Consider the following 22,037-nt stretch of genomic DNA (forward strand, 5'->3'; position numbering starts at 1 on the left):
TTATTACAGCAAACCATCTGCATAAAGCCGCTCTACGACAGAAGTGGCATTGGCATGGGTTGATTTTTACGTTTCAATAGGCTTTTCCTGACTTTAGCAGCAATGAGGCAAGCTAGGTGCATGCAGAGCAACAACCGCAGCCATTGGTAACCCCAGTTGTGAACGGGACTCGCTATTTACAAGTGATACTGGCCGGCATTGCCGCTTTGATCCTGACAGTGGGATTTTCCCGTTTTGCTTACACGCCGTTATTACCGCTGATGCTTGCACAGACGGAGCTGACTAAGGCGCAAGGCAGTTGGCTGGCCACCTTTAATTATCTGGGTTATCTCAGCGGCGCTTTACTGGTGGCTGCCATCCGGCAACCGCGGCTGAAATTTCGCTTGTATCGTCTTTGCCTGTTGCTGGCGCTGGCCAGTACGCTTGGCATGGGGCTGACGGAACACTATTGGTTATGGGCTGTGCTTAGATATGCCGGTGGCATTGGCAGCGTGGCGGGGTTGTTATTGGCTTCGGCTTTTGTCTTGCGCTGGTTGGCTGAACAAGGTTACAGGCCCAGGCTTGGTTTGCATTTTATCGGCATTGGTGCCGGTATTGCCTTGCCGGGGCTGTTAATAGGCTACGCCAACACCTGGTGGTGCTGGCATAGCTTCTGGCAATTGCTGGCATTGTTTGGGCTGTTATTTGCCTGGCCAGCCTGGCGCTGGATGCCGCAACCTGTCGACTTGCCCGCCAGCCTGAGCCAGCAGGCTGTCGGCGAGCAAAGCGATGATCGCTCTTGGTTGCGGGCCATGTTGCTTGCTTATTTTTGTGCCGGTTTTGCTTTTGTGGTCAGTACCACCTTTGTGGTAGTGGAACTGGAGAGTCTGCCACAATTTCAGCATCAGGGCGGCTGGATTTGGCTGGCGGTGGGGCTGGTGTGCGCGCCAGCTGCAGTGTGCTGGGATCTGCTGGCGGCAAAAACCGGTTTGATCATGGCCACAGTGCTGGCCTATGCGTTACATTTGTGCGCTTGTGCTTTACCGCTACTCAGCACTGACGCCGGTTGGCACTTGCTGGGGGCTTTATTATTTGGTGCTAGTTTTATTGGGATTGTCAGTCTGATGCTGACGCTGGCGGGACAACGCTTTGCCCAAAATGCATCAGCGGCGATGGGAAAACTGACGCTGAGTTATGGCCTGGCACAAATTCTGGCACCGTTATTGGCAGGGTTTCTGGTGCAATGGACCGGCAACTTCCGCATCATGTTGCTGTTATCCTGCTTGATGTTGCTCAGTGGTCTGCTGGTGATGGTCGGGCTGGGCTGGCGTCAAAGTGGTAGCGTTGCAGCCAGGGGGTAAATTAGCGGTTATCTGCCGCCGGTTTGCTGGCTGGGGTTGGCGAGTCTGCTGTGATGTCAAAATAGCGCTGATAACGGCCGGAACTCTGGAATTGCAGCAGCCCTTGCTGAAAAATTTCCAGCAGTAACTGGCTGTCCGGGCTTTGTTTTGGAAATAACACAAAACTTTGATTTCGAAGGATCACTGTGTCTGCATGGCTGAACAAATGTTGTGACTGCGGTAATTGACTGCGCAAAATATGGTAGCCCACCTGTTTCTCTTCCGGAAAAGCCTGGATCCGGCCTTTTAGCAGGCGCTGAAAATTTTGTATCGTCTGACTGACGCGTGTCATCTTGAGCACCCCATTGGCGATGGCGGCATCAAAAGCGGCGCCATAGCTATAACCAAAACCACCGCCAAGTTCCAAACCAGCTAAATCCTCTAGTTTGTCAAATTGAATGGACTGCGCTTTGAGTTGAAATAACACAAATTCCTCTTCCAAAACGGCAGCGCTGTAGTAGAAATCAATGGCCCGCTCCGGCGCATACATCCAGATGGCAGTGGCCGCATATTGACCATGCAAGGTTTCCCGATACGCGCGTGGCCAGGGTAAAAAGTGGAAACTGACCTGGTAACCGGCTTCGGCAAAAATGTCGCGGATCAATTGGGCAGCCATGCCTTGTCCTGGGAGCTTGGCACCCAGATAAGGCGGCCATTCACCAGCGCTGAAATGTAGTTTTTTTAGCGGTGACGCAGCCGTGGCAGCTTTGACCTGTGGCTGGTTCGCCACCGTTGACAATGGATCTTGCATGCCAGCAGCCAGCACCAACGGAGCTATCCACACCATGTAACAGACAAAACCCAATCCCAGCCACAGCAGAGGTTTGGACAAAACTTTCATTTACCACCCTCAGGCTTTGTTGCATGATGAATGCGACCTCGTTTCCCAATGTTAACCTTTTGCCAGTGTTTTGCAACGCTGGCGATGTGTTGTATTCAGACCAAAGCAGGCGGCCATGGAAAAGCATCAACTGAGAAATTTTTATATTCCGGAAGAGCAATCGTTTTATCTGCTCAATGCCAATGATGCGAAAAAATTAAAAGACTGGGTGGCACTTTGTATTGAAGAGTTGGAAAAGCTCGGTTATTGCCAGATTGAACTGGTTGGTAAAGGTGCTTACGGTTTTGCCTTTGCTGGTGTCGATGCGCGGATGCAGCAATGTGTGTTTAAGTTTTCCCGAATCAACTTACCCCAGCATATTCAGGAACGACTGGCGGATGAAGCTTATATGTTATCGCAAATATGCCACCCCAATGTGCCGGAATACCTGACCTATCAGGTGGTAAAAAAGCAAGGCATTCTGATGATGGGACGGGCCAAGGGCATCGATTTGGAACAATACAGTCTACAGCATGGGCGTTTACCGGTGCGGCTGGTGATTGATATTGCCGCTCAGTTGGCCAGCTTATTACAGGTGTTGCGTTCACATCGTAAAGATGGCGAACTTTGTCCTGTGGTGCATGGCGATATTAAACCGTCCAATATTGTGTATGACGAACAAACTGGCCAGATCAGTCTGGTGGACTGGGGATCTTCAGTGTTTGCCCAAACCGATGAGCAAGGCCAGTACATCAGCAATAATGTGATGCAACTGATGTCGGCTGATTTACAAACGTCCAATGCCAGGCTCGGCGATGTATATTTTATCGGCGATGAACAGCGCTCCGGTGCGTTATCCAGTCCCAGGTTTGATGAGCAGGGTGTTGCCGGGACTCTCTATGCGCTGGCCTCTGGTCAAAGTTGTCGCTTTGGACGCAAAGCAATCCCGGCGCGCAGTCTGGGCTTACCGGTCGAATTTGCTACTATGCTCGATAGCCTGTTAGCCGATGACCAGCAGTTGCGTTATCAGGCGGGTGATTATTATCTGCAAGTGATGGCGCGGTTAAAACGCTTAGTATTACCGGAGGTGGTATTATTTGACGATAGCGCCTTGCTGCCGGTCCGGCTGAATCAGCAGCCGCGGGAATTGGATACTGTGGTGTACTCATCACGCAAATCGTTTTTACGCGAGCACAGCGAAGAGCAAGGCATCCAGTATGTCGATGATGTGCAGTTGGAGCGTTATTACAAAAACTATCTGGTTGGCATGGGGGAAACCGAAAAAGCCTTTGTGGCTGCCGTCAGCCGGCTGGCTCGTTATCCGGTGGTGGGGGGGTTGGCCATTCACTGGCAGTTACAAGGGGTTTATATCGATTGTAATCTGCATTTATATGATCAGTCACTGCTGAGTGCTTTTAGTCTGGCGGTGAATAATGTGGTGCATTTAGCCCAGGCCATTGCCAAAGTGGGTATTTTCAAAGCCTGTTTATTTGATGCCCGTCAAACCATCCACTTAGCCCGTGAACACAGTGGGCTGGCTTTTGCCCTTAGTCCAGGTCAGCATATCCGCTATGAAGTCACGGCAGGGGCAGGCTTGGATGATAGCAGCCGTCAGCATTCTTATTTTGAAGATGGTAAGGATCCAGATGAGCAACTGGTATTACCGGATCCGATTATGGCTGATCTCGGTCGGTTAAATTTAATCCGCCACAGCGGCTGTATCATTTTTGAAGTAACACCTTTGTATATGAAAATACACAGCTTTTTTCAATTACTTGATCCAGCGCGGGAAACTGAATTTGCTGCTTTATTGGCCAGCATTCTGGCCAATATTCATCTGATCAGTGGTGAAGGTGTCGGTGGTTTTATGAAATTACCGCACAAAGATACCCGTTATTTTCAGCATCAGATGGTGCAACCAACCCTGTATTTTCCGGCCAATCCACTGAAAAACAGTAACTAAGCAGAGGCAAAACAACATTATTTCACAGTTTCTGCCGCTTAATGTTGTTAAGGTGACGGCGCTTTCAGGTCAGATTCAGCCAGTCACGGCATACTGACCGGGTAATTTTGCTTAATGATGGAGAAACAAGATGAAATTTGCAGTGTCAATGATGATGGCAGCCTCGCTGTTGGTCGCAGTGCCGGAAGTGTTTGCAGCACCAGAGATGGCGTTGATTACAGTACAAGGCTCAGGTGCTGTCGCTGGCACCCCGGATCAAGCCAGACTGAGCATGACCATCAGTAGCCGGCAATCTGCGGTACAAAAAGCCAAGCAGGAAGTGGACAGCAAAATGCAGCAATTAACCGCCATGGTGCAGAAGGCCGGTATTGCCAATGCAGATATCAATAATGCACCGCTGCGGATTTATCCGGAATACCAGCAAGATCAAAGTAAAGTCGAGCTGTACCGGGTAGAGCGGGAGTTGACGGTACTGGTACGGGATCTGAAGTTATATCCGCAATTACTGGAACAAGCCAGTGCGCTTGGCATCACACAGTTGCAACCAGCCGAATTGCTGGTGTCACAACCAGAGCCGCTGTATCAACAAGCGTTACAACTGGCTTATAAAGATGCTGAAGCCAAAGCCCGGCAATTAGCCAGTCTGAGTGGTCGGAGCATTGTGCGGGTTCATCAGATCCAGGAACAGGGATCTTCACCGGCACCGCGTTATAAAATGGCGATGATGTCAGCAGAAGCTGTACAATTTGGCAGCAATGAAGTGCGGGCCGATCTGACAATTCAGTTTGAACTGGCAGGAAACTGATAAATCTTCTCTGCAAAGGTTTAATTTTGTGCCCAAACCAAGTAAGGTAGGGGCCTTAATTCTGTTAGCCTGTTTGTGAACTATGTTTGCTGAAAAATTAGACTTTTACCGCACTTTAGTGGCTCAGGCCAAAGCATTGATCGCCGATGAAACCGATCTGATTGCCAATATGGCAAATCTTAGCGCACTGTTGTTCCAGCAAATGCCTGATCTGAATTGGTCAGGCTTTTATATTTTACGGGGTGAGGTGCTGGTATTAGGCCCGTTCCAGGGAAAACCTGCCTGTGTGCGGATCCCGGTTGGCAAAGGTGTTTGTGGCACTGCTGTGGCGACTGGTGAAATCCAGCTAGTCAAAGATGTGCATGAATTTCCTGGTCATATCGCCTGTGATGCCGCCAGTAACTCAGAAATTGTGTTACCAGTGCGCTTAGGCGGACAAATTATTGCGGTACTGGATATTGACAGTCCGTCGCTGGCCCGCTTTGATCAAGCTGATTTACAAGGCCTGGCTGAATTAGTGCAAGTATTTGAGCAGCATCTGGACCAAATCCAATGAAAGATTTAGTCTCAATCCAGGATTATTTGTTTTCTTTGACCGATGTCGGTGACTGGGAAGGTGAAGAAGAGCTGGTTGCTGATCGGATCAATGCCATTTACCATGCGGTTTGGTTAAGAATTCCGGATGACACAGCAGTCGATTTAATTGATCAGATCCTGCATAGTATCTGGGATCAGTTAAGAGGCAGTACTGTACTGCTGGAAGCCGATGAATATGAATTAATCGACTGGGCGCAGGCCTACACCAGAAAGACTTTGTCTGAAGGTGGTGATGACGATGAAGACGATGCTGACGACAACGACAGCGATACCGATGAAGAAGTTGACGAAGAAGATGAAGAGTATTAATGCATGACTAGCCAAGTCGAACCACAAGTTAAACCGCACAACGTAAAAGAAATCGTTGCCTTGCTCAGTGAACAGTTTCCATTATGTTTTTCGCTGACAGGTGAAGCTAAGCCGCTGAAAATTGGTATTTTTCAGGATTTAGTTGAAAAATTACAGGCCGATCCCTTGCTGAGCAAAACTCAGTTACGCCAGGCGCTGCGGGTTTATACCTCCAGCTGGCGTTATCTGGATGCCATTAAAGAAGGTGTCGCCCGGATTGATCTGGACGGTGTGGCAGGTGACTTAATTGATGCGCAACAGGCTGAGCATGCAGCAAAAACGTTGAGCGAAAGCAAGGCCAAAGCGGCTGAATTACGTAAAGCCCGTCATCTTGAGCAAAAGCGTCAACAACAGCAGAAACAAGCACAACAAGCGGCCGACACTCCTGCCGATGCTGTGGCAGCACAGGCTGACAAACCTGCTTACAAAAAAAACGGCCCAAAAGTTGCTGCTCAGGGTGTAAAAAGCTCTAACCTGAAAGTGAAACGTCAGCCGGCGGCAGCAACCCAGGCACCGATGAAGGCGAAAGTTCAGCCAGCGGCAGAATTGTTAGCCGTCAATGCAGCGACTTTGACAGCGGGTGCCAAAGTTCTGGTTAAACTGGGACAAAACCCGATGCCAGCTACTGTCGTTGAAGTAGTTAAACAGGATGTCGTAGTGCAGCTTACCTCTGGTATGGTAGTGAAAACACAAATCGGCAGTTTGTATCAGGCTTAACAAGACAGAGTCTCAGATGAAGAAATTATCCGGTGTAGCGGCAGCTTTGCTGCTGATTTTTGGTGGTGCCGTCAGCGCTCAAGCGCGTGCGGAAGCAGTGGTCATCCCAAAGCTGAGCCAACTTGAGCAACATTTTACCGCCAGTAAGCGGGTGTCTGCTTTTTTCACCCGCGCGCATTATTTGCCGGTGCAAATAGATGACAAGTTGTCGGCTAAAGTCTATGACCGCTATCTGGATAGTCTTGACTACTACAAAAATATCCTGCTCAAATCCGATATTGATAGTTTTGCCCAATATAAATTTCAGTTTGATGATGCCATGCAAAAAGGTCAGTTTGATTTTGCCTACCAGATGTTTAATCTGAGTTTGCAACGCCGGGCTGAACGCTTTGATTACGCGATTTCGTTGCTGGAAAAACCTGTTGATTTTACCACTGAAGATCATTACGAATATGAGCGTGAAGATGCTGAATGGCCAGCCGATCTGGCTCAACTGAATGAGTTATGGCGGCAACGGGTTAAATTTGATGCGCTTAACTTAAAGTTAGCTGGTAAAAAGCCTGAAGAAATTAAAGACTTGCTGTTAAAGCGCTACAAGAGCGCAAAAAAACGGCTGGTGCAAACCGAAAGTGAAGATGTATTCCAACTGGTGCTGAATTCCTACGCACGTAGTATTGAAGCGCACACCTCTTATTTATCACCACGTAATGCTGACCGCTTCCAGCAGGAAATGAACCTGAGTCTGGAAGGTATTGGTGCTGTGCTGCAACTGGACGATGATTACACTGTCATTTCCAGCCTGGTACCAGGTGGTCCGGCCGATTTGACGAAAAAACTCAAACAGAAAGACAAAATTGTTGGTGTGGCCCAGGGCGACGAAGAGTTTGTTGATATCGTTGGCTGGCGGCTTGATGACGTGGTTGACCTGATCAAGGGACCAAAGGGCTCAAAAGTCCGGTTGCAAGTGATTGCGGCCAGTGATGCTGCCGGTGCAGTACCACAACAAATTGAAATTGTTCGCGACAAAGTCCGGTTAGAAGACCGTGCAGCCAAAGGTGAAGTGTTTAAATCTTTATTACATCAAGACGGTAAAAACATCGGTGTGATTAATATCCCGAGTTTTTATAACAACCTGACTGAAGATGTGAAAAAAGCTATTACTTCACTAAAAACAGCCAAGGTAGAAGGTATTATCGTCGATTTACGAGGCAATGGTGGTGGTTCACTACCGGAAGCAATTACCTTAACCGGCTTGTTTATCGAGCAGGGTCCTGTGGTCCAAATTCGTGAAGGCAATGGCCGTATTACCCAGAATGACGATACCGATGCCACGGTCTTTTATGAAGGTCCTCTGACGGTGATGGTAGACCGCTATAGTGCTTCCGCATCGGAAATTTTTGCGGCGGCGATGCAGGATTATGGACGGGCGCTGATTATTGGTGAACATACCTTTGGTAAAGGGACTGTACAACAACATCGTGGCTTGGGCCGGATTTACGATACCTTTGATGCCGATTTGGGTTCACTGCAATATACCATCGCGAAGTTTTACCGCATTAATGGTGGCAGTACCCAGCACAAAGGCGTGACACCGGATATCGTGTTTCCATCGCCAATAGACCCGGCTGATTGGGGCGAAAGCAAAGAAGAAAATGCCTTACCTTGGGATTCGATCCCGGCGGCCAGTTATACTGCTGCCACCGACTTAAAAGTAGCCATTCCACTGCTGACAGAAAAACATCAGCAGCGGATCAGCAAAGAACAGGAATTCAGCTACCTGATGCAAGATATTGCCTTGTATAAACAGGAAAAAGATGAAAAAACGGTCTCACTGAATGAAAAAGTTCGGCTGGCGAAAAAAGATGAACTGACGGCAAAAGATTTAGCCCGCACCAATGAACGGTTGGCTCGACTGAAGTTACCTTTAGTGAAAAAAGCCGAAGATGCACCTGAAGTTCTCAGCAAGTTAGATCCATTCCTGGAAGAAGCTGTGCTGATCACTTCAGATCTGGTGCAGACCAGTAAGTTAGTGAAAAAATAACTTTCAGCTGCATAACAGCCGGCTCATCGTTGATAAAGGACTGATTTCAGTCCTTTATTGTTCATTGTATCTTGCAAAGGCACTAACCTTCTGCAGCCTGCCTGATGCGACATCAGTCAGTTGAGTGATAGTACAAAGGTTCCCCATGTCACAAACCCGTCAGTCAATCCACGGTCAATGGTCAGGCCGTTTCACCTTTATCATTGCTGCTACAGGTGCTGCGGTAGGCCTTGGTAATATCTGGAAATTCCCATATATCATGGGCGAAAATGGCGGTGGCGCTTTTGTGTTGGTGTATTTGCTGGCTATTTTATTGATTGGCATTCCGGTGCTGATGGCCGAAGTCCTGATGGGCAAACGTGGCCGGCAAAGTCCGGGCTTGACCGCGAGAACCCTGGTACTCGAAGCCCATGCCCATTCATTCTGGCAAATCACTGGCTGGATCGGGCTGGTGGCCGGATTTATCATTTTATCCTTTTATTCGGTGATTGCCGGTTGGGCCTTTGCCTATGTTGGTAAAGCACTGCAACAAGGTTTTGCTGGCCAGACGCCGGCTCAACTTGGCGAAATGTTTGCTAATTTCTCAAGTGATCTCAATAGTCTATTACTCTGGACTACAGTAGTTATCGTCACCACTTGTGCGGTCGTGGCACGTGGCTTAAAGCAAGGCCTAGAAAACACTTTGCGCTGGATGATGCCGGCTTTGTATCTGCTGTTAGTTGGGATGGCAATTTATGCCGGCCTGAATGGCGAATTTGCCGCCGCTTTTAACTTTATGTTTTACCCTGATTTTTCTAAATTAACAGTCAATGGCGTGTTGATAGCGCTCGGGCACGCCTTTTTTACCCTGAGTCTGGCATCTGGTGTCATGATGATTTATGGCGCTTATTTACCCAATCAGGTTTCAATCGTTAAAACGTCGATCTGGATTGCGCTGGCGGATACCTCAGTGGCGCTGATTGCAGGGATGGTTATTTATCCTATTGTATTTGCACAAGGATTGGACGCCGGGCAGGGACCAGGGCTGATTTTTGTCACCTTGCCAATCGCTTTTGGCAATATGACGGCTGGTGCTGTGATTGGACCGTTATTTTTCCTGATGCTGGTTTTTGCCGCTTTTACTTCGACTATCGCGATGATTGAGTCTGTGGTGGCCTGGTTAGTGGAGTCACGCGGTTTTCAACGGGGTCAGGCGGCCTTGTTGTCAGGGGTTGTGCTGTGGCTGTTGAGCTTATTGACGGTATTTTCTTTTAGTGGTGCCAGCTGGACGCAACTGGAGATGAACTTTCTTGGCAAGCAGGTGCATAATTTATTTGAAGTGCTGGATCATCTGGCTGCCGATATCCTGTTACCTATTGGTGGCCTGTTGATTGCTCTGTTTAGCGGCTGGGTGATGAAAAGATCCGCGACCACAGAAGAGTTGAATACTTCGCCGGTTGCTTATACTATCTGGCGCTTCTGTATCCGCTGGTTCACACCTGTCGCTATTATTGCAGTGTTTCTGAATTTAGTCGGAGTGCTCTAGCTCCATAGGATGCCATATAACAACAGCCCGGAACCACCGGGCATGCCAGGTAAGAACATGAATCAACAATTAAAACAACCCAGCTTGCTGGATGCGCTGCTACCGCTTTTTGCCCTGATTATCATGCTGGGTTTATCAGTCCAGTTGTATGGCAGTGATTCATCTTATGGACCGAATCAAATCGTCCTCTTTCTGACGGCAGGAATTGCTGCGTTGATTGGACTAAAAAATGGTTATCGCTGGGCTGATATTGAACATGCCATGATCAATGGTATTTCGTTGTCGCTTGGTGCGGTATTAATTTTATTTGCCGTTGGCGCTTTAATCGGCACCTGGTTACTGTCCGGCACTGTGCCAACGCTGATTTATTACGGCTTACAAGTGCTGAGCCCTGCCTGGTTTTATGCTGCCAGTTGTGTTTTGTGTGCTGTGGTATCCCTGAGTATCGGTAGCTCCTGGACCACGGCAGCTACTATTGGCGTGGCGTTGCTGGGCGTCGCTGCAGGCCTGGGCTTGTCGCCTGTGGTGACGGCAGGGGCTATTATCTCTGGCGCTTATTTTGGTGATAAGCTATCGCCGCTATCGGATACCACCAATTTGGCGCCGGCTGTCGCGGGCGCTGAATTGTTTGCCCACATCCGCCATATGACCTGGACCACGATCCCAAGTTTAGTGTTGGCAGTGTTAATATTCGTCGGACTTGGTTTTAATCACTCTGGTGCGCAAGACCTGGGGCGTATTGCTGAACTCAGCGATCAACTGCAACAACAATTTCAGATTGGCTGGCCAATGCTGATCCCGCTGTTGGTGTTGATGTTGATGGCGATGAAAAAAGTACCGGCCTTTCCAACGGTATTTATTGGTGCTTTATTAGGGGCGGTCTGGGCGCTGTTATTTCAGCCAGCCCAAATTGCCAAAATGCTGGACCCACAACTGAGCCCGGCGCTGGGTAGTTTAAAAGTGGTCTGGACAACGTTACACAGTGGATTTGTGCTGGAATCGGGCCAGGCGGAGCTGGATAAATTATTATCCGGTGGTGGTATGGCCAAGATGCTCAATACCGTTTGGTTGATTATTGCCGCTATGGTGTTTGGTGCCGTGTTGGAATATACCGGTTTATTACGCCGGGTGGTGCAGTTAATCCTGGCCAAAGCGCACAGCACAGGTTCCTTGGTCAGCCGGACCATTCTGACCTGTATCGCCACTAATATCCTGGCCGCTGATCAGTATATTGCCATCGTGATGCCCGGTCGTATGTACAAAGATGAATATGCCCGACGTGGTCTGGCACCGGTGAATTTATCCAGAACACTGGAAGATGGTGGCACTATTACCAGTCCGTTGGTGCCATGGAATACCTGTGGTGCTTATATGCATGGTGTGCTGAATATCAATCCGTTGGATTATCTGTTTTACGCCTTTTTTAATCTGATCAACCCTGTGTTAGCCATTGGCTATGCCTATTGTGGGATTAAAATTCTGAAACTGACCCCGCCGGAAGCCATACTGCCAGTGCCGCTCACTGCTGTGGTTGATACAGAACCTGGTCGCTCTTAAGCACAGCACTTTTGGCTCCTTGGTTGAACAAAAAGCTATCTCTTTGATTGTCCTTAAAATCTGCCCGGAAACTTTCGGGCAGATTTTACTGCCGCTTGTGATCACATTGCATTACACTTGAGAAAAATGTCTGGACTTACGCCAGGAGTGCAACTGATGAGTCAATTACCTCAGGCAAAAAAACTTGCCGATTACCAACCACCTTCTTATCTGGTTAGCCAGCTTGAGCTGACCTTCGAACTTGATCCGGCCGCGACGCTGGTCACCGCCATCAGCCAGATGAAACGGCAGGGAGAGCATCAACAGCCGCTGCTGTTAGACGGCCAAAACTTGCAGTTAGTCGGCATTTGGCTCAATGATCAGCCGGTCGATAATTATCAGCTACTGGATGGACAGTTGCTGCTGCCTGCGGTGCCTGCTGAGTTTTGTCTGAAAATTATCACGCAGATCAGTCCAGCAGCCAATACCGCGCTGGAAGGTTTGTATTTGTCCAATGGCGCCTATTGCACCCAATGTGAAGCAGAAGGTTTTCGCGCTATCACTTATTACCCGGATCGGCCTGATGTGCTGGCGGTATTTACCACCCATATTATTGCCGACCAAAGCTTGTATCCGCAGTTGCTGTCCAATGGTAATCAGATTGCCGCAGAAGTATTAGCGGATGGACGCAGTAAAGTCAGCTGGCATGATCCATTTCCAAAGCCTTGTTACCTGTTTGCACTGGTGGCTGGTGATTTTGACCAGTTACAGGATAGTTACCAGACCCGCTCAGGCCGGCTGGTCAAGTTAGTGTTTTATGTTGACAAAGGCAATCAACAGCGGGCTCGTTTTGCCTTGGATGCGCTCAAACGTGCGATGCAATTTGATGAGCAACATTTTGATTTAGAATATGATTTAGATATCTACATGGTGGTTGCTGTCGACTTCTTTAACATGGGCGCGATGGAAAACAAAGGCTTGAATGTCTTTAACAGTAAGTTTGTGTTGGCCGATGATCAATCGGCAACTGACCATGATTATTACCTGATTGAAAGTATTATTGGTCATGAATATTTCCATAACTGGACAGGAAACAGAGTCACCTGTCGTGATTGGTTTCAGCTCAGTTTAAAAGAAGGGCTGACGGTGTTTCGCGATCAGCAGTTCAGTGCCGCCATGTCCTCGCCAACATTGTGCCGGATTGATGCTATTCAGACCATTCGGACTGCTCAGTTTGCCGAGGACGCCAGCCCGATGGCCCATCCGATCCGTCCATCACAAGTTATTGAAATGAATAATTTTTATACTGTGACTGTATACGATAAAGGTGCTGAAGTGATCAGGATGCAGCACGCCTTGCTGGGTGAGGCGGGCTTTCGTCGTGGCATGGCACTTTATTTCGCCAGACATGATGGACAGGCGGTTACTTGTGATGATTTTGTGCAGGCGATGCAAGATGCCAGTGGTGTAGATTTAACTCAGTTTAAACGCTGGTACCAACAAGCCGGGACACCGGTAGTGACAGTCAGCAGTGATTATTGTGCCGACAGCAAACAGCTGCGGGTGCAACTAAGCCAGCAAACACCAGCGACTGCTGATGGTAGTCCGAAACAGCCATTATTGATCCCGTTAAAAACTGAGTTGATCAGCGCCGATGGCAGTTATCAGCAGCAGCTGTTATTGACCTTAACTGCGGCTGATCAGACCATTGTGCTTGAGGATGTGCCCGTTACGGTACAATTGGTGACGCTGGCTGATTTCTCGGCGCCGGTGAAATTAGTGCAGTCTCGGACGCTCTCAGAATTGCTGTTTGTGGTGCGCCATGCCAGGGATGGGGTAGCTCGCTGGGATGCGATGCAGACCATTTGGGGCGATTTGGTGCAACAGGCAATTGCGGGCGGGATGCCAGACGCTTTTACGCTGCCGGACGAACTGGTGGCGATGTTAGGGCATTTATTGCGAGCGCCGTTGGCCGACCAGGCTTTTTGTGCCGAGCTGCTGACGCTGCCAGGTTTTGATATTTTGGCGGAGCAGTTTGCGCCTATTCCAGTGGCCGCAATCATGCAAACACTGGCATCTTTTCGCCAACAGATCGCCACTTTGCTTGGCGCCGAGCTACTGCAGTGTTACCGCTCGTTACCGGTCATGCCTTATCGTTATGATGCTGAGCAAGTGGGTCGCCGCCGCTTACAGGCTTTGTGTTTGTCGTACCTGGCCTTATTGCCTGAGCAACTGGCGCTGTTGCAACAGCATTATTTGCAAGCTGACAATATGACGGACCGGCTCAGTGTGTTGCAGGCGTTGGTGGTGGCTGATCATCCCAAAGCAATTGCGTTCACTGATGTGTTATTGCAAAAATTGTATGACGATTACGCCAGTGACGTGCTGGTTTTTGATAAATGGGCCAGTCTGCAAGCCAGCCGGCCAACAGACAGCGTGTTTACACATATAACGCAAGTGCTTGCGTGCACACAATTTTCCTTTAGTAATCCGAACAGGGTCCGGGCTCTGTATGGTGCATTTAGCCGACTTAATCCAACGCAATTTCATCGTGCCGATGGCCAGGGCTATCGCTTGTTGGCCGATATTGTCGCAACGCTCGATGACACGAATCCGCAACTAGCAGCCCGTCTGATCACACCGCTGTTATCCTGGCGACGTTATCCGGCTGCGCAGCAACAACTGATGCAACAGCAGTTACAGCAGTTAAAAGCTAAAACGACGATCAGCAATGATTTGTTTGAAAAAGTCAGCAAAAGTCTGGATTAATCTGATGGCACGGCTTTACCGCTTTTCGTTAGTGCTGACTGAACAACAAATTCTGGGTTATTACAGCGGTCAGATTAAATATGTCTTGGTTTGGGCTGATAGTGGAGAAAAAATCCAGCTGGAAGCCCATAATTTCAGAAGATTTTTCAGCCATAGCGGTCTGTCAGGCCGCTTTGAGCTGACAACCACGGAGCAGGGGAAGTTTGTCAGCCTGACTAAAATTAATTAGAGCATCTACTTTAAACGACAGTTTAAAAACTGTGCAGTGGCATTCTTTAAATTAGCAACTAATATCATAGACTTAGCATGGTCGGATATTTCGGGTACACTCATTGTTAAACGCTGGGCAGGCTTTTTTGCGTGGCTGCACTCCAGAATTGACAAAAACTAAAACAAAATCAACATATTTAGCCTCAGCCAAGCCTTGCACCACGTAGAAAATGATGTAATTATTTTAATGCAATGAGAAGAGATCAGAGCAGTTGTTCTCTCTCAGCTATAACAAAAACAAATAGACCTGCTGGACAGGGGGGGAGATCACAAGATGAACCAAAGACCATTAGCCTTTGCTAAAAATCCTTTAGCAAAGTGCATCGCGTCTGCACTGTTAGCTTTAACTGTAACTTCAGTACAGGCAGCCAGCTTCACAGTCGGTGATGACGTTGAAGTTGTATTCGATTCAAGTTTTTCTTATGGTGCCAGCTGGCGGGCAGAAGACCGTGACTGGAATACCATCAGTAAAGCCAACCATCCGAGATTTAACTGGACCGGTTACAATGCAGGGACAGGCAACATTATTTACCCGTCGACTGAAATCTGGAAACAGCCAGGTTCTTATTCAGCCAACGGTGATGCTGGTAATCTGAATTATGACAAAGGCGATATGTTCTCCGAGCTGTTTAAAGGCACGCATGAGCTGTCGATCACCAAAGGTGATGTTGGTCTGTTCAGCCGGTTTATGTATTTTTATGACTCAGCGCTGATGGACAAAGAAGGTGCTTATACCAATCCGGTATCACAAAACCGGGTCGATCCATGTGCTGACGATGAAGCTCGTGATTTGGCATGCCGTGATATCCGTTTATTGGATGCCTATGTATTTGCTAATTTCGCGCTGAATGATGGTGCCAACCCGCTGTCGATCCGGGTCGGTAACCAGGTGCTGAGCTGGGGTGAAAGTACTTTAATCCAGCATGGTATCAATATCACCCCAATTGATGTCGGTATTGCCAGATTGCCTGGTGCTGACTTAAAAGAAGCTTATATTCCGGTTGGGATGGTGTATGCCTCGCTTGGTTTAACTGAAAAGTTATCTGCTGAAGTGTTTTATCAGTACGAGTGGAAAAACAGCTATTTGCCAGTACCTGGTACTTTTTTCTCCACCAATGACTTTGCTGGGAAAGGCGGTTATAACCAAAATATTCAGTTGGGTTTTGCCGGTAACCCGGATTTAGACCTGAGCACTTTACTGGCTGGTTTAAACAGTATTGGTAATACAGTGAAAACCTTATCCGGTGTGCTGGCCAATCCACAGGCAACAGCTGTCCAAAAACAGCAGGCCCAGGCCCAGTTAGCGCTGATGCCAACTGCTTATCTGGCGTATCCAACTAAAGTGACGTTACGTCCTTATGGCGATGCCGGTGAAATTGAACCGGAAGATGGTGGTCAATATGGGGTGAAGTTTGAGTACTTTGCGCCTGAATTAAATGACACCGAATTTGCGGTGTATTACATGAATTACCATAGCCGTACCCCGGTGATTTCAGGGATTGCCGCTGATTTCCGTGCTGCGGCTATCCAATCTGATATCGCCTATCTGACGGCGAATGCCGGTAATATCACCAAAGAAAATGTGATGAATCTCAAAGCCTTGTCTAAAGGCTTAATCGAATATCCGGAAGATATCAAGCTGTGGGGTTTTAGTTTCAATACCACTCTGGATGGTACTTCTGTCGCTGGTGAGTTGGCTTATCGTAAGGATGAGCCATTACAAATCGACGACGTAGAAATCCTGTATGCCGGTATGCCTGAACAGCTGGCTATTGGTCAGCCTGCCATTGGTGGCGGATTTGCCGGAATTTCACAAATTGGCCGCTACAACGGTCAAAAAGTTCAACCAGGTGAGTTCGCTCAAGGCTATATTCTGGCTGACACTGCGCAAGCTCAGATGACAGTCACCCATTTATTCGGGCCTGCACTGATGGCTGACAACTTCACCTTATTGGGTGAAGTGGGCGTGATCAAAATTAACAATATGCCCAAAGAAAGTGAATTGCGCTTAAACGGTCCAAATACTGACCGTAGTGGTTACCCGCTAATGGGTACAGATGCTGCCGGCAACCTGATCCCGAAACTGGGTCTGCACACAGCCGTTTCCAATGGTGCCGAAACCAACCCGTTCCCGACAGCTTCGGCCTGGGGTTATCGTTTGGTGGCTAAAGCGGATTACAACAACGTGTTGGCAGGGATGAACCTGTCACAACGGGTGACCTTTGCCCATGACGTGAACGGTATCACGCCTGATCCACTGTTTATGTTCTCAGAAGATAAAAAATCACTGAGTTACGCCGTTAGTGTGGATTATCTGAACCAGTGGTCGGCTGAAGTGTCTTATAACGCTTTCTTTGATGGCGTAGGCACCACCAACAATACCGAAGACCGTGATTTTGTGTCTTTTAACATCAAATACTCATTATAAGGGACGAGATAGTCTTATGAAAAAACTCACCCTGTTATCTACCGCCATTGCGCTGGTATTCAGCTGTGCTGCAACTGCCAAGATAAGTCCGGATCAAGTCGCGCGGTTAGGTACTGATTTAACACCGCTCGGTGGCGAAAAAGCGGGCAATAAAGATGGTAGTATTCCGGCCTGGACCGGCGGTATTACCTCTGCTCCTGCTGGTTTTAAACCAGGTGATCACCACTTAGATCCTTTTGCTGCTGATAAAGTGGTTTATACCGTCACCAAAGCCAATATAGACCAGTACAAAGCTTTGTTATCACCAGGCCAGATTGCGTTATTTAATCTGTATCCGGACACTTATAAAATCAATGTGTATCCAACGCAGCGCTCAGCGTCTTACCCGCAGTATGTTTATGACGCGACCAAGCAAATTGCCGGTAAAGCTGAGTTAGTGCAAGGCGGTAACGGTATTATTAATGCAGCTATTGGTATTCCGTTCCCAATTCCAGCTAATGGTCTGGAAGCGATCTGGAACCACATTGTCCGCTTCCGTGGTGTGGCAGCGACCCGTAATGGCGGCCAGGCAGCACCGACTGCCACTGGTGCTTACACCCTGATTGGTTTTGACGAACAAATTATGTTTAAGTATTCAGATCCGGCGGCTACACCGCAGGCGCTGCAAGCGGAGAATATTCTGTTCCGTTTTAAACAAAGCGTGACCACGCCAGCCCGGCTGGCCGGTACTGCGCTGTTGGTTCACGAAACCATGGATCAGGTTGCGACACCACGTCAGGCCTGGACTTATAACACCGGACAGCGTCGGGTGCGTCGGGCACCAAACGTAGCCTATGATGCACCAGGGACAGCGTCAGACGGTCTGCGGACCACGGATGACTTTGACATGTTTAACGGTTCACCAGACCGTTATACCTGGGAGCTGAAAGGTAAGCAGGAAATGCTGATCCCTTATAACAGCTACAAGTTACATAGCAAAGAAACCAAATACGCCAGTCTGCTCACTGCAGGTCATATCAACCCTGATTATGTCCGTTGGGAAAAACACCGGGTCTGGGTGGTTGAAGCTAAATTGAAAGACAATATGCGCCACGTGTATGGCAAACGGGTGTTTTATATTGATGAAGACAGCTGGCAAATTCATGTGGCAGATCTGTACGATGCCCGTGGCGAATTATATCGCGTGGCAACAGCCCATGGTCTGAACTACTATGAAGTGCCGACACACTGGAGTACGCTCGAAGTTTATCATGATCTGAATTCACGCCGTTATATTGCTATCGGTCTGGATAACGAAGATAAGATGTATGATTTTTCAGTGAAATTATCAGATAACGATTTTACCCCGGCGGCACTGCGCCGTGAAGGTACCCGTTAATCGGATCGTGCGGAAAATAACGGTTGGCACCTGCCAACCGTTTTTGTTTTATCCCTTGTTTGAGTCAGAGTTGTCATGATTGCGAAATTATTATCAGGTCTGGGTTTATGTTGTCTGTTGTGGCCTGCGACTGCGGCTGAGCAGGATAAACCTCAGGCTGCTTACATGCTGCCAAGAGCAGTGAACTCAGTGTTAACCGATATTATTCCGGTGGCTGATCAGTTTTATATGGCTGCCGGTGAGCGTGGCCATCTGCTAAAAAGTAAAGATGGCCAGCAATGGCAACAAGTGCCGGTGCCGCTGAATTCAAATTTAACCTCCGTCTATTTTGCCGATGCCAGCCATGGTTGGGCCGTTGGTCATGATGCCAGCATTTTACATAGCAAGGATGGTGGGGACAGCTGGCAGATCCAGCAGTATCTGCCGCAGCTGGATAAACCGCTGTTTGACGTGGTTTTCCTGGATGCAAACCAAGGTATAGCCGTCGGTGCCTATGGCATGTTTTATCGCACCACAGATGGTGGCCAACACTGGCAGACCGAATTTCATCCAGAATTAGCATCAGAGGATGATCAGGCTTTACTCGCCGAATTAAAAGCAACGGATCCGGAAGGTTATGCTGCTGAAGCTGAATCAGTATTACCGCATTTTAACCGTTTATTCCGTGATGGTCAGACTTTATACATGGTTGGCGAAGCCGGCTTTGTCGCCATCAGCGATGATTTTGGGGTGAGTTGGCGGCGGCTGGCAGAATTTTACAATGGCTCTTTATTTGCGATTGCCAGAACACCTGCGAAAACTTTATTGGTGGCAGGTTTACGGGGTCACTTATTCCGCAGCACGGATCAAGGCCAGCAATGGCAACAAATTCAACTGCCAAGCCCGGCCACTTTAAATAGTCTGTTTGTAGCCGCGGATGGTGCTATTTACGCCACAGGCAATGCTGGTACTTTGCTCGTCAGTCGAGATGACGGCCAAACCTTCAGTGCCATCGCACTGGAAGAAGGTAAAGCAATACTGCAGATGGTAGCTATTGGCGCCCAGCTGGTGCTGGCGACTGAAGCAGGTATTAAAACAATTCAGCCGGAAGACAAAACACAACCATGAGTGCTAATCGTTTAATCAATAAATGTGAATATGCTTTGTTCCGGCATCGGGGTCTGGTGATCCTGGCTTTTGTGCTGGCGACTTTATTCCTGTTGTTTAAAGCCAGCCAGATCAAACTGGATGCGGCTTTTACTAAAAATATACCGCTCAAACACGAGTATATGCAGACCTATTTAAAGCACGCCAAAGACTTTGGTGGCGCCAATAATATTCTGATTTCGGTCTGCGATGCCTCCGGTAATATTTTTAATCCACAGTTTTTCGATAGTTTTAAAAAAATCCATGATCAGGTGTATTACATGCCTGGCGTCGATCGGGTGCTGGTGAAATCTTTGTTCAGCCCAAGTACACGCTTTGTGGAAGTGGTGGAAGATGGTTTTGCCGGTGGCCCGGTGATCCCGGCAGATTTCAGTCCGGATGCCCATGGGTTGTCTATTGTGCGGCAGAATGTCGATAAAGCCGGTATTGTCGGTCGGATGGTGGCGGACGATTATAGTTGCGCTATGATCACCGCTCAGTTGCAGGAAATTAACCCGGATACCAACGAAAAACTTGATACCATTGCTTTTGCCAACCAGTTAGAAACTGAGGTGCGTACGCAATATGAAAAAGCTGGCATTAGCGTGCATATCATTGGTTTTGCCAAGATGGTTGGTGATGTGGCCAATGGCGCCAAAGGGGTGTTGGCGTTTTTTGCCGTTGCCATAGTGATCACGGCAGTGATGGTGTTTTTGTTCTCAAAATCAGTGACATTAACATTGTTACCTATTGCCTGTTCGTTAATTGCCGTGATTTGGCAGATGGGTTTATTGACAGTGCTTGGCTTCGGCATTGACCCTATGTCCATTCTAGTACCGTTTTTAGTCTTTGCCATTGGCGTCAGTCATGGTGTGCAGATGATTAACGCCACCGGTAAAAATGTCGCTGCCGGGATGAATGCCAAAACAGCCGCTCAGGCTAGTTTCCGTAAATTATTGATCCCGGGCGGGGTAGCGCTGTTATCGGATACCGTTGGTTTTATCACGCTATTGATTATTGAAATAGGTGTGATCCGCGAACTGGCCATTACTGCCAGTCTAGGTGTCGCGGTCATTATCCTGACCAACCTGATTTTATTGCCAGTCTTGATGTCTTATGTCCGCTTCAAAGCTGATTATGTGGCCAAGGTGTCAGCACCGACACCTTTAGAGGATAAGTTTTGGTATAAATTATCGGCTTGTGCTGAGCCAAAAGTGGCTGCCATTATCCTTGGCGTGACAGCACTGTTGTTTACTGCGGGTTACTGGCAATCTCAGCAACTGAAAATTGGTGATTTGCATGCCGGGGCTTCCTCTTTGCACGAAGACTCCCGTTACAACCAGGATACCTTTCTGATTACCGATCGTTATGCTATTTCGGTCGATTACATCAATGTGATGGTGGAAACTGAAGCTAATGGGTGTACCTCACATGCCGTGATGGATAGGGTTGATCAGTTCCAATGGCAGATGGAAAATATTGAAGGTGTGCAAAGCGCGGTGTCGTTGCCTTCAGTGTCAAAAGCGATTAATGCCGCTTTTAATGAAGGCAATATGAAATGGCGCATCTTACCAAGAACCACCGAAAGTCTGGTGCAATCCTCTTCCCGGGTTGAAACCAGCACAGGTTTACTCAATCCGGATTGTTCGGTGATGCCCGTGATCCTGTTTTTGAATGACCATAAAGCCGAAACCATTGAGCGGGTGGTGGCAGCAGCGAAAAAAGCCGGTGCCGAACTTGGCACTGACAATGTCAAATTTATGTTGGCCTCAGGCCCGGTTGGGGTGATGGCAGCAACCAATGAAGCCGTAGCTGCGGCGCAAAATCCGATGACCTGGTATGTGTATGGTGCTGTGATCCTGCTGTGTTTACTCAGTTTCCGCTCTCTGCGAGCCACGCTGGCGGTGATTATTCCGCTTTATGTGGTGACAATGCTGGCGACAGCGCTGATGACTTTGCTGGATATTGGCCTGACCGTATCAACGCTGCCAGTGATTGCGCTTGGCGTTGGCATTGGCGTCGATTATGGTATTTATATTCTGACCAATATGACCCAGCCGTTGCGTTCTGGTGTGCCATTACGTCAGGCTTATTACGAGGCTCTTAAATCAACCGGTAGTGCGGTTTTGTTTACAGCTCTGACCTTGGCTGTCGGCGTCAGTACCTGGGTATTCTCAGCCCTGAAGTTCCAGGTTGATATGGGGATTCTGCTGACCTTCATGTTTATTGTGAATATGTTAGGTGCAGTATTTGTGTTACCGGCACTGGCCGCCTTCTTCTGGCCAAAAAATCGTTAAACCTAAACAAAACCGGACGGCTGGCAGTATCGCCGTCCG

At 48.4% G+C, this 22,037-nt stretch carries 16 protein-coding genes; 15 read left to right on the plus strand and 1 reads right to left on the minus strand.

Annotation, left to right across the window (positions count from 1 at the left end; translation table 11 throughout):
- Nucleotides 1–158 precede the first annotated feature (158 nt).
- Nucleotides 159–1,340 carry a YbfB/YjiJ family MFS transporter gene (locus tag AC53GJ_RS10440; RefSeq protein ID WP_496732614.1) on the plus strand — a complete coding sequence of 394 codons (1,182 nt, stop codon included), beginning with the start codon at nucleotides 159–161 and terminating at the stop codon, nucleotides 1,338–1,340.
- Between the two features lies 1 nt (nucleotide 1,341).
- Here AC53GJ_RS10440 and AC53GJ_RS10445 read toward each other — a convergent pair whose 3' ends face one another.
- Complete coding sequence (locus AC53GJ_RS10445) at nucleotides 1,342–2,220, minus strand: substrate-binding periplasmic protein (protein WP_496732615.1); 879 nt, start codon at nucleotides 2,218–2,220, stop codon at nucleotides 1,342–1,344.
- A gap of 115 nt (nucleotides 2,221–2,335) precedes the next feature.
- On the opposite strand from AC53GJ_RS10445, the gene AC53GJ_RS10450 reads away from it, so the two are divergent.
- The 14 genes from AC53GJ_RS10450 to AC53GJ_RS10515 all read left to right on the plus strand — a co-directional run bounded on the left by AC53GJ_RS10450 (nucleotide 2,336) and on the right by AC53GJ_RS10515 (nucleotide 21,998).
- Entirely contained in the window at nucleotides 2,336–4,162 is a 1,827-nt protein-coding gene (locus tag AC53GJ_RS10450; protein ID WP_496732616.1) for a serine/threonine protein kinase, read from the plus strand.
- 130 nt (nucleotides 4,163–4,292) lie between these two features.
- Nucleotides 4,293–4,967, plus strand: coding sequence for an SIMPL domain-containing protein (locus AC53GJ_RS10455; RefSeq protein WP_496732617.1), 675 nt, complete (start codon nucleotides 4,293–4,295; stop codon nucleotides 4,965–4,967).
- An 82-nt stretch (nucleotides 4,968–5,049) separates the two neighbouring features.
- The gene (locus AC53GJ_RS10460; RefSeq protein WP_496732618.1) at nucleotides 5,050–5,523 is read left to right on the plus strand and encodes a GAF domain-containing protein; all 474 of its coding nucleotides are present in this window, start codon (nucleotides 5,050–5,052) and stop codon (nucleotides 5,521–5,523) included.
- The gene (locus AC53GJ_RS10465; RefSeq protein ID WP_496732619.1) at nucleotides 5,520–5,873 is read left to right on the plus strand and encodes a hypothetical protein; all 354 of its coding nucleotides are present in this window, start codon (nucleotides 5,520–5,522) and stop codon (nucleotides 5,871–5,873) included. Before AC53GJ_RS10460 ends, AC53GJ_RS10465 begins: the two co-directional genes overlap by 4 nt.
- 3 nt (nucleotides 5,874–5,876) lie before the next feature.
- Nucleotides 5,877–6,629: an RNA chaperone ProQ gene (gene proQ, locus AC53GJ_RS10470; RefSeq protein ID WP_496732620.1), complete on the plus strand. Its 753-nt coding sequence runs from the start codon at nucleotides 5,877–5,879 to the stop codon at nucleotides 6,627–6,629.
- 16 nt (nucleotides 6,630–6,645) lie between these two features.
- Complete coding sequence (gene prc / locus AC53GJ_RS10475; RefSeq protein ID WP_496732621.1) at nucleotides 6,646–8,670, plus strand: carboxy terminal-processing peptidase; 2,025 nt, start codon at nucleotides 6,646–6,648, stop codon at nucleotides 8,668–8,670.
- 145 nt (nucleotides 8,671–8,815) lie between these two features.
- The gene (locus tag AC53GJ_RS10480) at nucleotides 8,816–10,195 is read left to right on the plus strand and encodes a sodium-dependent transporter (RefSeq protein ID WP_496732622.1); all 1,380 of its coding nucleotides are present in this window, start codon (nucleotides 8,816–8,818) and stop codon (nucleotides 10,193–10,195) included.
- Between the two features lie 57 nt (nucleotides 10,196–10,252).
- Entirely contained in the window at nucleotides 10,253–11,752 is a 1,500-nt protein-coding gene (gene nhaC, locus AC53GJ_RS10485) for a Na+/H+ antiporter NhaC (RefSeq protein WP_496732623.1), read from the plus strand.
- Nucleotides 11,753–11,908: 156 nt separating this feature from the next.
- Nucleotides 11,909–14,500 (plus strand): aminopeptidase N, encoded by a 2,592-nt coding sequence (gene pepN / locus AC53GJ_RS10490; protein ID WP_496732624.1) that lies wholly within the window; start codon nucleotides 11,909–11,911, stop codon nucleotides 14,498–14,500.
- The gene (locus AC53GJ_RS10495) at nucleotides 14,472–14,729 is read left to right on the plus strand and encodes a DUF2835 family protein (RefSeq protein WP_496732625.1); all 258 of its coding nucleotides are present in this window, start codon (nucleotides 14,472–14,474) and stop codon (nucleotides 14,727–14,729) included. Before pepN ends, AC53GJ_RS10495 begins: the two co-directional genes overlap by 29 nt.
- A 315-nt stretch (nucleotides 14,730–15,044) precedes the next feature.
- Entirely contained in the window at nucleotides 15,045–17,198 is a 2,154-nt protein-coding gene (locus AC53GJ_RS10500; protein ID WP_496732626.1) for a DUF1302 domain-containing protein, read from the plus strand.
- A gap of 16 nt (nucleotides 17,199–17,214) precedes the next feature.
- Nucleotides 17,215–18,576 (plus strand): DUF1329 domain-containing protein, encoded by a 1,362-nt coding sequence (locus AC53GJ_RS10505; RefSeq protein ID WP_496732627.1) that lies wholly within the window; start codon nucleotides 17,215–17,217, stop codon nucleotides 18,574–18,576.
- A 75-nt stretch (nucleotides 18,577–18,651) separates the two neighbouring features.
- Nucleotides 18,652–19,683, plus strand: a complete 1,032-nt coding sequence (locus AC53GJ_RS10510; protein ID WP_496732628.1) for a WD40/YVTN/BNR-like repeat-containing protein — start codon at nucleotides 18,652–18,654, stop codon at nucleotides 19,681–19,683.
- A complete protein-coding gene (locus AC53GJ_RS10515; RefSeq protein ID WP_496732629.1) occupies nucleotides 19,680–21,998 on the plus strand; it encodes an efflux RND transporter permease subunit in 2,319 nt (772 codons plus the stop codon). Before AC53GJ_RS10510 ends, AC53GJ_RS10515 begins: the two co-directional genes overlap by 4 nt.
- Nucleotides 21,999–22,037: the final 39 nt, after the last annotated feature.

The organism is Rheinheimera sp. B2H12, from assembly GCF_059620065.1.

Bases quoted from the DNA above. Each gene is read 5' to 3' on its own strand.
- AC53GJ_RS10450 (WP_496732616.1), top strand. From the start codon at position 2,336: ATGGAAAAGCATCAACTGAGAAATTTTTATATTCCGGAAGAGCAATCG.
- AC53GJ_RS10505 (WP_496732627.1), top strand. From the start codon at position 17,215: ATGAAAAAACTCACCCTGTTATCTACCGCCATTGCGCTGGTATTCAGC.
- pepN (WP_496732624.1), top strand. From the start codon at position 11,909: ATGAGTCAATTACCTCAGGCAAAAAAACTTGCCGATTACCAACCACCT.
- AC53GJ_RS10460 (WP_496732618.1), top strand. From the start codon at position 5,050: ATGTTTGCTGAAAAATTAGACTTTTACCGCACTTTAGTGGCTCAGGCC.
- proQ (WP_496732620.1), top strand. From the start codon at position 5,877: ATGACTAGCCAAGTCGAACCACAAGTTAAACCGCACAACGTAAAAGAA.
- AC53GJ_RS10445 (WP_496732615.1), bottom strand. From the start codon at position 2,220: ATGAAAGTTTTGTCCAAACCTCTGCTGTGGCTGGGATTGGGTTTTGTC.
- AC53GJ_RS10510 (WP_496732628.1), top strand. From the start codon at position 18,652: ATGATTGCGAAATTATTATCAGGTCTGGGTTTATGTTGTCTGTTGTGG.
- AC53GJ_RS10455 (WP_496732617.1), top strand. From the start codon at position 4,293: ATGAAATTTGCAGTGTCAATGATGATGGCAGCCTCGCTGTTGGTCGCA.
- AC53GJ_RS10500 (WP_496732626.1), top strand. From the start codon at position 15,045: ATGAACCAAAGACCATTAGCCTTTGCTAAAAATCCTTTAGCAAAGTGC.
- AC53GJ_RS10480 (WP_496732622.1), top strand. From the start codon at position 8,816: ATGTCACAAACCCGTCAGTCAATCCACGGTCAATGGTCAGGCCGTTTC.
- AC53GJ_RS10465 (WP_496732619.1), top strand. From the start codon at position 5,520: ATGAAAGATTTAGTCTCAATCCAGGATTATTTGTTTTCTTTGACCGAT.
- prc (WP_496732621.1), top strand. From the start codon at position 6,646: ATGAAGAAATTATCCGGTGTAGCGGCAGCTTTGCTGCTGATTTTTGGT.
- nhaC (WP_496732623.1), top strand. From the start codon at position 10,253: ATGAATCAACAATTAAAACAACCCAGCTTGCTGGATGCGCTGCTACCG.
- AC53GJ_RS10515 (WP_496732629.1), top strand. From the start codon at position 19,680: ATGAGTGCTAATCGTTTAATCAATAAATGTGAATATGCTTTGTTCCGG.